We start from the raw sequence: 11,083 nt of genomic DNA on the forward strand, positions 1-11,083 counted from the left end.
GCGCAGCCGAGCGGGAGCAAGCTCCCTCGCCACAAAAGCAGCTACTCCGGCAACTCCGCCAAGCCATCCACATCGGTCATCGCCCGCTCCAGCAGATCTGCCGGCAGGCTCTTGCTCGCCCGCGCCCCCAGCAACTTGAGCTGCTCACTGCGGCTGACCAGATTGCCACGGCCCTCCGTCAGTTTGTTGCGCGCAGAACTGTAGGCCTTGTCCAGTTGCTGCAAGCGATTACCGACTTCATCCAGGTCCTGGATGAACAACACGAACTTGTCGTACAGCCAACCGGCCCGCTCGGCAATTTCCCGGGCGTTCTGGCTCTGGCGCTCCTGTTTCCACAGGCTGTCGATGACGCGCAAGGTGGCCAACAATGTCGTCGGGCTGACGATCACGATATTGCGATCGAACGCCTCTTGGAACAGTGTCGGCTCCGCTTGCAACGCCGCGGAAAACGCCGCTTCGATCGGCACGAAAAGCAAGACGAAATCCAGACTGTGCAAGCCGTCGAGCCGCTTGTAGTCCTTGCCCGACAGGCCTTTGACGTGATTGCGCAGCGACAGCACGTGCTGCTTGATGGCGATCTGGCCGATGGCATCGTCTTCGGCCGCCACATATTGCTGGTAGGCCGTGAGGCTGACCTTGGAGTCGACAACCACCTGCTTGTCGCCCGGCAGATAGATAATCACGTCCGGCTGGAAACGCTCGCCGTCCGGGCCTTTGAGATTGACCTGGGTCTGGTACTCGCGGCCCTTCTCCAGGCCCGCGTGTTCCAGCACCCGCTCCAGAATCAGCTCGCCCCAGTTGCCTTGGGTTTTCTGCCCTTTCAAGGCCCGGGTCAGGTTGGTGGCTTCGTCGCTCAGGCGCAGGTTCAGCTGCTGCAGCCGCTCCAGCTCCTTGGCCAGGGAGAAACGCTCACGGGCTTCGGCCTGATAACTTTCTTCGACGCGTTTTTCGAAGGACTGGATGCGCTCCTTCAAAGGATCGAGCAACTGCCCCAGGCGCTGCTGACTGGTTTCGGCAAAACGCTGCTCGCGCTCGTCAAAGATTTTGCCGGCCAGCTCCGCGAACTGTGCGCGCAGTTCATCTCGCGAGCCCTGAAGGTCGTTGAGACGCTGCTGATGGCTTTCCTGCTGCTCACGCAGCTCGGCACGAAGCGAGGCGGCCTGGGCGTCCAGACGGCGCAACTCGGTTTCCTTGCCGGCGCGTTCCAGATTCCAGGCGTGGGCGGCATCGCGGGCGTCGTCACGCTCGACCTGGAGCAATTCGACTTCACGGCGCACGGCGGCGAGGTCCGCTTGCCGGGCGGTGTTGGCCTGGCCCAGATCGGCGATTTCATCACGACAGGCTTCGAGTTGAGCGTTCAGTCCGTCCTGCGCCAGATGGGCCGTGGTCAGGCGCTCTTCCAGCAGGGCCACCTCTGACTGCATCGCGCTCGCCCGGCGCTGTAATTGCCAGGCCAATACCAGTAACGGCAGCGCAGCACCCGCCAGACCGAGCAATGCGCTGGTCAAGTCCATAGCCATAGCCACTCCTGCCGATTCGATAAAACTTGAAGGTTAACCAAGGCGTCAGGTCTTGGACAGCTCAGTCTTCGATCAGACCCAGTTCCTGCAGGGCGCGTCGATCCCCTGCCCGCGCGGCCTGGCGCAGCAGGTCCTGACCGATCCGGCGATCCCGGGCGTTGCCGCACTCGCGACACATCAGCTGGCCAAGACGGCTTTGCGCGGCCACGACGCCTTCACGGGCCGGTTGCTTGAGCAGACGTCCGGCGAAATGTTTGACGTTGGTGTTGTCACCCAGGCGCGGGCTGTCCAGCAACCACTCGGCCACACGCATCGAAAAACGCTTGGGCGGGGTAGCACTGGCGGGCGTGGAAGTTACAGAGACTGATACTGAGCGAAACTTCATAAAGCACTGTGGGACAGATCGGAAGGCGCGCCACTCTACTCTTTTTTTCCTACAGGTAAAGCCTAAAAAAACACGGCACGCCCGTCCTAGAGCAAGCGCTCGGGACAATCCACAGAAGCTGTGGATAACTCAGTGGACAACCGCCCTTGAACTCTCGCAAAGCCCTATGGAACGGGGCCCGCAGTCAAACTGACGATTTTTTCACCAGCAAAAAAAAGCGATGTTTTTCATTGACTTAAATTTCGGTTACAGGCACCCACTATGCCTGGAGCCAGGATGACAGCGGCGTGACAGCGCCGGCAATTAATGTGCACAAGTACCTTTCAGGCAGTTATATCGGTGGGTTTTTTCGGAGCAATTTAGCGTCTATCCTGGGGATAAACCTTGGCAAACCCTTGATCCAGGCTGTTGCGAGCTCGATGCACGGCGACCACCGATTGTCGGAATCTGTGCTATTACAGAGCCAACCCCTCCAGCTCGGGCGCTCCTTCAAATAGCTGATCCGCCAGCCGGATTCGGCGAGGACGGCCGCCTCCTATAACTTTTTTGCCAACAGACTTCCCTTCCGCCATTCAATCCGTTACTATCCGCGGCGTTAGTACCAAGCTGAAAGTCAATTCTGGTCGAACAACTCCCCCCGGTCTGCCTTCCCAAAAGAAGCCTTTGCCGAACAAGCGGGATCGACCACCTCGATGGTTTCCAGGTAAATCTTGCGTCAACACAGCCTTTGAATCGAAAGCAAAGGGTGTTGCGAAGTCACTTACTCTGACCGAACCAGCCTGCAAATTGATCAGGATCTTCACCCCGGGCCCAGAACCTTTGCCCTTGATGTGTTGCCTGCCCTCCTAAGTACCTACCTGCCAGCCCAAGCGCGCCAATTATCAGCGCTTCAAACTGGCTGCTTTGTTCCAGTCGGGTTCTTCGTTCGACCAACGGTGGTCGTCGTCACTGGAACGTTTTAATTTTGCACGGCTCTTATCCGTGTCGCTTGTAGGAACACCCAATGACTATGTCTGCTCAAATCCACACCCAGGATGCTATCCGCACCCTGACCAATGCTTTTGCCCCAATGAACTGCCTGATCATGGCCGCTCGCAAAGGCTGCTTCAGCTTCACCCTGGTCAACGAACACGGTATCGCTCGTCACAGCGAACGCCTGTACCCCGATCAATACTCCAGCGCCGAGCCGCTGCAGGCCGTGATCGAGCGTACCCGTCAGGCACTGGTTGCCTGATACGCCAGCAAGACTGAAAACCTCAAAAGCCTCGCTCAAAAAGCGGGGCTTTTTATTGCCCGATGTTTCCCATTTCGCTGCAGCTGCCTAAGCACAAACCGATATAACGGTTATAACTCGCAGCCGGAAATATTTTAAAAACAGTCCTTTACGGCGCGAATATGACACTACACTTCAACTCAAGCGGCTTAATCCGCTTCCGGCGAGCCTGAGCCGATCCACTGCTGCCAAGGCCCCCTTTCAGGCTCGCCAACTACTTCACGTTTCGAGGGTGTTATGGGTATCGCTGCCAGCGAACTGTGCCGTTATGTGATCCGTCCGACCTTGATCTACCTCGGACGCCATAGCGCAACTGCCGAATCCCTGCTGCTGGGCATTGCCGCCAGCCAGTCTGCCCTTGGTTCCGCCCTGCATGACCGCCGTGGACACGGCTTGTACCGAATCGCCGAACCCCGCCACCAGGCGCTCTGGGACCATTACCTGGCACTTGACCCGGAACGCGCCAGCCTGATCCGCGGCCTGGCCAGCCAGCATGCATTCCTCAGTAGCCCGCACCTCGAATTGACCGTTAACCTGCGTTACGCCACTGCCATTGCCTGGCTGCTGGTCGAAGAACAAAACACTCCTCTCCCCGAAGCAGCAGACGACCTGATGGGAATGGCGCGTATCTGGCGCCAGACCTTCCAGCCCCAAGGGCGCCTGCGAGATTTCACCTACGCCTGGCAAACCTGTGTTTCACCGCTGAATCAGGTCGCCTGCTGATCGCTCTTTTCGCAAGATCGCGCAACATGCCGCGAATCTGGTCGGATTGTCCTACAAAACCGCTCTAAATCAAGCGATACAGGCTATAGCGCCCGGACGAAATTCTTGGTAATTTTCGCCCCGGTGATCACCAGGAGTTCTAATAATGAAAAAAGTAATGCTCAAAACCACCATCAGCCTAGCCGTTGCCGTGGCATCCACCCAGATTTTCGCAAGTGGCTTCGCCCTCAACGAACAAAGCATCAGCGGGATGGGTACAGGTTTTGCCGGGCGATCTTCTTCTGCCGACGACGCATCCACCATTTTTGGCAACCCTGCCGGCATGTCTCGCCTCAAACGCGAACAAGTGACCGGCGGTGTTGCATTTATCGATGCACACACTGACATCAGTGATGCCAGCTCCCGTCCGAATGGTGGCACCAACAAAGGTGACATGGTCCCTTTCATGGGCGTGCCCATGGGCTACTACGTAAAGCCAATCGATGACCAGTGGGCATTCGGCATCGGCGTGTACGCTCCATTTGGCCTGGTGACCGATTACGAGAACGGCTTTGCCGGCCGTTACTTCGGCAGCAAGAGCGAAGTCAGGATCGTCACCCTCCAGCCAACCGTCAGCTACGCCTTCAACGACAAGGTTTCCATCGGTTTCGGCCCGACCATCAACCGCATCGACGGCAAGCTGGAATCGAACCTGTCGCTGAACCCGCTGGCACCGGACGGCGAAGTCAAGATCAAGGGTGACGACACGGCACTGGGCTACAACGTTGGTATCCTGGTTCAAGCCACCGACAGCACCGCCGTCGGCCTGACCTACCACTCGAAAGTGAAGTACAAGCTTGATGGTGATACCAAGGTCAACTACGGCCTCCTCGGCGCCCTGGGTCAGAACCCGAACCAGAAGTTCGACGCTTCGCTGGACATCACCACCCCTGAATCGGTCGACTTCTCGGTTACCCACAAACTGGACGCCCAGTGGACCCTCTACGCAGGCAGCACCTGGACTCGCTGGAGTCGCCTGAAGGAAATCACCGTCGAGAACGAAGGCGTTCCTGCCGCTCTGGCCGCACGCGGCTTCGGCACCATCACCGAAGAGCAGAACTGGCACGACACCTGGGCTCACGCTATTGGCGCGTCCTACCAGTTGAACAAGCAATGGGTACTGCGTACCGGTCTGTCCGTTGACCAGGCGCCGACCAACAACGAAAACCGCTCCCCACGCATCCCGACTGGCGACCGCACAATCTTCAGCCTTGGTGCTGGCTGGAGCCCGACCGACGACCTGACCATCGACGTGGCGTATTCTTACCTGCGTGAAGAGTCGGTCAAGGTCAACGACAACAACGGCCGCCAGGCCTACGACGCCAAGTATGAAAACTATGCGAATGGTTTCGGTGTAGGCGCGACCTACCGTTTCTGATGATTCTCGGCGAGTCTGAACCCCTCGCCGCCTGAATTGAAAAAGCCCCGCGCTCTTGAACAGAGGCAGGGCTTTTTAGTGGGCGGTGATCGCACCCCCCCTGTAGGAGCGAGCTTGCTCGCGATGGTCGTCAACGATAACGCTCTAAGCCTGACACCCCGCGGTGATCTCGGGTTCATCGTCGGAACGCCGCCCGGAGCAAGCTCGCTCCTACAGAGGAATCGGCCATCGATCAGGGTTGCGAAGCCAGGGCTTTCTCCACAGCCTCAATGAACTCGGGATCGTCAGGCTTGGTCAGGCTGGAAAAATCGGCGATCACCTTACCTTGGCGATCGACCACGTATTTGTAGAAATTCCACTTTGGAGCAGTGCTCTGCCTGGCCAGGATCTTGAACAGGTGGGTTGCGTCGTCGCCACGGACCTTCTGCGGTTCGGTCATGGTGAAGGTCACGCCGTAATTCACGTAGCAGACCTTGGCGGTCTCGGCGCCATCCTTCGACTCCTGCTTGAAGTCATTGGACGGAACGCCGATCACCTCCAGCCCCTGATCCTTGTAACGCTGGTTCAGCGCTTCAAGGCTCTTGAACTGCGGGGCGAAGCCGCAAAAGCTGGCCGTGTTGACCACCACCAGCGGTTTGCCGGCAAAGCGCTGGCACAGGTCGATGGATTCCTTGGCGCGCAACTTGGGCAACGAGCCTTGCAGCAGGTCGGGGCACTCTGCCGCTTGAGCCAATCCGGTAAACGCTACCACTAACGCGGGAATAGCAAGCCAGCGCATCAGCATGTCGGTGCATCCTTGAGAAGTCGTCATCAACGAAGTTACTCGTCCTCACATCCTGCTAGCAAGCACCCATGCCCAACTGCATCAATGCCAGCCCGCCCTGATGCCAGCCCCACCACGCCAGGGCCAGCAGCAAGGCGCAGACAGCCGTAATGGCAAGCCGCGGCCAGAGACTGTTCATATCGCACTCATCCGGGTTTGCAGGCGCGCCACCGGCTGCTCACGCACCGGCCAGTTCAGGGCAGCGGCCATCACGCTCAAGAGAATCGCTACCTGCCAGATCAAGTCGTAACTCCCGGTTCGGTCATACACCACCCCGCCCAACCAGCCGCCAAGGAACGATCCGAGCTGGTGGAACAGGAAAACGATCCCACCGAGCATGGACAGATTTCGCACACCGAACAAGGTCGCGACCGTGCCGTTGGTCAAGGGGACGGTCGACAACCACAGGAAACCCATCGCCATGCCAAACAGATACGCGGTGGTCGTCGTCACCGGCGCCCACAGGAACAACCCGATCACCACCGCCCGCAGCAGGTACAGGCCGGTGAGCAATCGCGGCTTGGACATCCGCCCGCCGAGCCAGCCCGCCGTGTAAGTACCGAAGATATTGAACAGCCCGATCAGCGCCAGCACCGTAGTGCCGACGGTGGCGGGAAGATGCTGGTCCACCAGATAAGCCGGCAAGTGCACGCCAATGAACACCACCTGGAAGCCGCAAACGAAAAAGCCGAACGCCAGCAGCCAGAAGCCCGAATGGGAGCAGGCTTCGTGCAGTGCTTCGGACAGGGTCTGTTCATGGCCGAAGACCGGCAAGGGTTTGTCCTTGAGCATGCTCACCAGCGGCACGATCAGCGCCACCAGCAGGCCCAGCACGAGCAACGCCGCAGACCAGCCGAGCCAGCCGATCAAGCCCAGCGTGCCGGGCAACATAGCGAACTGGCCGAAAGAACCGGCGGCACTGGCGATGCCCATGCCCATGCTGCGTTTCTCCGGCGGCACCGCGCGCCCTACCACGCCGAGGATCACCGAGAACGAAGTGCCCGACAGACCGATACCGATCAACAGACCGGCACTCAACGATAAGGTCACAGCCGAATCGGACAGGCCCATGAACACCAGGCCCAAGGCGTACAGCACGCCACCGATCGCCACCACTTTCGCCGCGCCGAAGCGGTCGGCCAGGGCGCCGGTAAAAGGTTGCGCCAGCCCCCAGATCAGGTTCTGCAAGGCGATGGCGAAGGCGAATGTCTCACGTCCCCAGCCGAACTCGGCACTCATCGGCGCCAGAAACAGCCCGAAGCCATGCCGTACACCCAGAGACAATGCAAGAATCAGCGCACTCCCCACCAGCACCCACCCGCAAGTACGCCACATCGATGTCATTCTTGTTCTCCAGTTGCGGGTATATACCCGCTTATAATCGGAAAAACCGGCTTCAAGCCAGTTCGTCCAACAGTTTCAGCAAGGTTTCGCGTTTTTCAGCGCCCAGCCGATCGATCAAGCGCTGCTGCACCGCCTCCCAGGCCGGCAGGGCCGCTGCCAGGCGCTGCGCACCGGCCTCGGTGAGCCTGACGATGCGATTGCGCATGTCCTCGCCCTCGACCAGCATCACCAGCCCTTCGCCTTCCAGCACCCGCAGATTTCGTCCCAGGGTGCTGCGATCCAGCCCCATGGCCTCGGCCAGGGTGGAAATACTCGGTTGATCCAGACGCTGCAGATTGCACAGCAGAGAATACTGGGCAACGTTGATCCCGAAGCCATCGAGAGCGCCGTCGTAGTGCCTGCTGACGCCACGGGCGGCGCGACGCAGGTTGATGCATAAACATTGGGAGTCGAGCATGGTGCGTGTATATACCCGCGAGTGTGTTAAATCAAGTTACAGATGGGTTTATTCAGTAATTGGGCCGCGTCTGGTTGATCGCAATCGCGAGCAAGCTCGCTCCCACAGTTGATCGGCGTCAAGCACTAACGCTATGGCCGCTGAAGATCCAATGTGGGAGCGAGCTTGCTCCGGGCGGCGTTCCGACGATAGGGCCAGAACATTCACCACAATCCCATCAGACTAAAGCCAAGCCCACTAGCAACGCTACTTCCAGCAATTCCAGCAACGCCCCCGCCGTATCGCCCGTCGTCCCGCCCAATCGCCGCAGCATCGCGTGCCGCAACCAGACAAACACTAACCCTGCCAGCACAACGGCCCACACCCCACTCAAACCCGCCACCAGCACACAGACCACTGCACTGACCGCCAACACCTGCTTGCCCGCCAGACGCGGCAAATGGTCGGCCAGCGCCTGCCCCAAACCTCCTGGGCGCACATAAGGCGTGGTCAGGAACAACCCCAGCATCGCGCTCCGAGCAATCAACGGAACAATGATCAGCACAACGCTGTGCTGCTGTTCGATCAATGCCAGCAATGCGGCGAATTTGAGCAGAAGCACCAGAACCAGGGTCACGACCGCGATCGGCCCGCTGCGAGGGTCTTTCATGATCGTCAGCGTGCGCTCACGGTCGCCGAAGCCACCGAGCCACGCATCGGCGCTGTCAGCCAGGCCGTCCAGGTGCAATGCACCGCTGAGCAACACCCACGCCGTCAGTAACAGCGCCGCGTGAAGCAACAATGGCGTACCGAGCAACAGCCCGTTCAGCGCCCACAGCAGAACGCCGAACAGCAAGCCGACCAGCGGATAAAACAGCAGCGATCGACCGAGCGCCTGGGGGGCCGGCATGCCCGGCAGACGAATCGGCAGACTGCTCAAGAATTGCAGGGCGATCCAGAACGGCAGCATGTTCAGTTCGCTTCCTTGAGGATGACGCCAGCCTCGACGCTCAAGGAAAACAGCGCGCCATGGCCGACTTCGACGTTGAGCAACTGTTCACGCGGCAATCCCCGGGCCTGGGCCAGCAATAAACGCATCACACCGCCATGGCTGATCAGCAATACCCGCTCACCCGCGCAGCTCGCCTGCAAACGCCCGACCGCGGCCAACACCCGCGTGGAAAAATCCTCGACCCGCTCACCCTCAGGCGGCGTAAACGAATAGGGATCAGCCCAGAACAAGCCCAACGCCTGGGCATCGGTCTCCATCAACGTTGCGGCGCTCTGCCCTTCCCAGGCCCCGAAATGCAATTCCTGCAGATCTTTATCCAAGTGCACGGGCAGCCCCAGTTGTGCGCCGAGTTCTTCGGCGAACCGTGCACAGCGTTGCAAAGGCGAGCTGACCAGGCGATCCCAAGGCCCTTGCGCGACGACCGCCGCGCGCATCTGCGCCCAGCCTTTATCGGTCAGGGCATCATCGAGGCTGCCGCGAAGGCCGCCGCCGAGCTCGGTTTCGCCGTGGCGCAACAGATCCAGGCGCAACGTCATGCCGGACGATCCGCTACGGCCGCTTCGGCGAAGGTCGCCATCTGCCCGTGAAGATCGCAGGCCAGGCGCAGCAAGGGCACAGCCAATGCAGCGCCGCTGCCCTCGCCCAGACGCAACCCAAGATCCAGCAGCGGTTCGGCGTTCAGGGTTTCCAACACATGGCGATGACCCGGCTCCGCACCGCGATGACCAAACAACAGCCACTGACGGCAGTCGGCATTCAGACGTACCGCCACCAACGCCGCGACGCTGCAGATGAACCCGTCAACCAGCACCGCGACGCCTGCCTGGGCACACGCCAGATACGCGCCGACCAGCGCCGCAATTTCAAAACCGCCAAGGTTGAACAGGGTTTGCAGCGCATCGCCGCGCTGAGCACCGTGTAAAATCAACGCGCGTTCGATCACCTGCGCCTTGTGGCTGACGCCCGCCGCGTCGAGTCCGGTGCCCGGCCCGGTCAGATGCGCCACCGGGCAATCCAGCAATGCACAGGACAAGGCGCTGGCCGCGGTGGTGTTGCCGATGCCCATTTCGCCACCGATGAACAACTGCGCGCCCGCCGCGAGGGCACGCTGCGCGCTGTCGCGTCCGGCCTGCAAGGCGAGCTCGCCCTGGGCCCGAGTCATGGCCGGACCTGCTACGAAATTCGCGGTGCCCGGGCCGAGATTGAGGTGACGCACCCCCGGCAGATTCAACGTTGACGTCACGGTGCCGAGGTCGACCACTTCAAGCGATGCCCCCAGTTGCCGCGCCAACACGCTGATCGCCGCACCACCGTTGACGAAGTTGTGCAGCATCTGCCCAGTGACCTCCTGGGGATACGCCGACACCCCTTCGGCGACCACGCCATGGTCACCGGCAAAAATCGCGATCCACAGCTGATCCAGACTCGGTTTCACCCGGCCTTGCAACCCGGCCAATTGCACCGCCACCGACTCCAGACGCCCGAGGGAGCCGGCAGGTTTGGTCAACTGCTGTTGCCGTGCCTCAGCCTGCTCGAAGGCTTGGGCATCGATCGGCTTGCACGGGTTCAGCCACCAGGATTGAGTCATAACGCAGTTCCTTTCAAAGTCAGGGGCAGGCCGGCGACGGTCAGGACGACGCGCTGACAGCGTTCGGCCAACGCTTGATGCAGCCATCCGGCTTCATCGACATAACGACGAGTCAATTCGCCCAGTGGCACGACACCCATTCCGGTTTCGTTGCTGACAAATATGATTTCGCCCGGCAGCGAGGCCAGGCAGTCGAGCAAGGCTTCGCGTTCGGCGACCAGACGCTCGGCATTTTCGAGCATCAGCAGATTGGTCATCCACAGCGTCAGGCAGTCCACCAGCAGGCAACGATCTACGCCTGCGGTTTCGCGCAGGACGCGGGCAAGCTCAACGGGCTCTTCGATCAATGCCCATTCGGCCGGGCGACGGGCGCGGTGATGGGCCACCCGTTCGTTCATTTCACCGTCGAGGGGCTGGCTGGTGGCGATGTAGGTCACTGCCAGAGCGCTGTCGGCGGCGAGCTTTTCGGCCAGGCGACTTTTGCCGGAGCGGGCGCCGCCGAGGATCAGTTGCAGCATGGTTACATCCTTCTAATTGGCGGTGTGGTGACGGGCCTTTTCGC

At 60.3% G+C, this 11,083-nt stretch carries 13 protein-coding genes; 3 read left to right on the top strand and 10 right to left on the bottom strand.

Annotation, left to right across the window (positions count from 1 at the left end; genetic code table 11):
- Positions 1–41: 41 nt before the first annotated feature.
- On the bottom strand, positions 42–1,406 hold the full coding sequence (locus ACA041_RS22705; protein WP_497442154.1) for a DNA recombination protein RmuC: 1,365 nt from the start codon (positions 1,404–1,406) through the stop codon (positions 42–44).
- Between the two features lie 175 nt (positions 1,407–1,581).
- Entirely contained in the window at positions 1,582–1,905 is a 324-nt protein-coding gene (locus tag ACA041_RS22710; protein ID WP_497437791.1) for a sel1 repeat family protein, read from the bottom strand.
- Positions 1,906–2,914: 1,009 nt separating this feature from the next.
- Between ACA041_RS22710 and ACA041_RS22715 the strand changes: the two genes are divergently transcribed.
- The 3 genes from ACA041_RS22715 (at position 2,915) to ACA041_RS22725 (ending at position 5,318) form a co-directional block, all read left to right on the top strand.
- Complete coding sequence (locus ACA041_RS22715) at positions 2,915–3,139, top strand: hypothetical protein (RefSeq protein WP_154851410.1); 225 nt, start codon at positions 2,915–2,917, stop codon at positions 3,137–3,139.
- A gap of 276 nt (positions 3,140–3,415) precedes the next feature.
- On the top strand, positions 3,416–3,901 hold the full coding sequence (locus tag ACA041_RS22720) for a hypothetical protein (RefSeq protein WP_497437792.1): 486 nt from the start codon (positions 3,416–3,418) through the stop codon (positions 3,899–3,901).
- 145 nt (positions 3,902–4,046) lie between these two features.
- Positions 4,047–5,318: an OmpP1/FadL family transporter gene (locus ACA041_RS22725; RefSeq protein WP_497437793.1), complete on the top strand. Its 1,272-nt coding sequence runs from the start codon at positions 4,047–4,049 to the stop codon at positions 5,316–5,318.
- 232 nt (positions 5,319–5,550) lie between these two features.
- On the opposite strand, the gene ACA041_RS22730 is transcribed toward ACA041_RS22725, so the two are convergent.
- From ACA041_RS22730 to cobU, 8 genes are all read right to left on the bottom strand, one after another.
- On the bottom strand, positions 5,551–6,102 hold the full coding sequence (locus tag ACA041_RS22730) for a glutathione peroxidase (protein ID WP_497437794.1): 552 nt from the start codon (positions 6,100–6,102) through the stop codon (positions 5,551–5,553).
- Between the two features lie 55 nt (positions 6,103–6,157).
- A complete protein-coding gene (locus ACA041_RS22735; RefSeq protein WP_497437795.1) occupies positions 6,158–6,280 on the bottom strand; it encodes a hypothetical protein in 123 nt (40 codons plus the stop codon).
- Positions 6,277–7,485: an MFS transporter gene (locus ACA041_RS22740; protein WP_497437796.1), complete on the bottom strand. Its 1,209-nt coding sequence runs from the start codon at positions 7,483–7,485 to the stop codon at positions 6,277–6,279. Before ACA041_RS22740 ends, ACA041_RS22735 begins: the two co-directional genes overlap by 4 nt.
- Before the next feature lie 52 nt (positions 7,486–7,537).
- Complete coding sequence (locus ACA041_RS22745; protein ID WP_497437797.1) at positions 7,538–7,942, bottom strand: MarR family winged helix-turn-helix transcriptional regulator; 405 nt, start codon at positions 7,940–7,942, stop codon at positions 7,538–7,540.
- Positions 7,943–8,159: 217 nt separating this feature from the next.
- Positions 8,160–8,891: an adenosylcobinamide-GDP ribazoletransferase gene (locus ACA041_RS22750; RefSeq protein WP_497437798.1), complete on the bottom strand. Its 732-nt coding sequence runs from the start codon at positions 8,889–8,891 to the stop codon at positions 8,160–8,162.
- Between the two features lie 2 nt (positions 8,892–8,893).
- On the bottom strand, positions 8,894–9,469 hold the full coding sequence (gene cobC, locus ACA041_RS22755) for an alpha-ribazole phosphatase family protein (protein ID WP_497437799.1): 576 nt from the start codon (positions 9,467–9,469) through the stop codon (positions 8,894–8,896).
- Positions 9,466–10,521, bottom strand: a complete 1,056-nt coding sequence (cobT, locus tag ACA041_RS22760) for a nicotinate-nucleotide--dimethylbenzimidazole phosphoribosyltransferase (RefSeq protein ID WP_497437800.1) — start codon at positions 10,519–10,521, stop codon at positions 9,466–9,468. The genes cobC and cobT overlap by 4 nt, the downstream gene beginning before the upstream one ends.
- Positions 10,518–11,039, bottom strand: coding sequence for a bifunctional adenosylcobinamide kinase/adenosylcobinamide-phosphate guanylyltransferase (gene cobU / locus ACA041_RS22765; RefSeq protein ID WP_497437801.1), 522 nt, complete (start codon positions 11,037–11,039; stop codon positions 10,518–10,520). The genes cobT and cobU overlap by 4 nt, the downstream gene beginning before the upstream one ends.
- Positions 11,040–11,083: the final 44 nt, after the last annotated feature.

The organism is Pseudomonas sp. LBUM1676 (assembly GCF_059695605.1).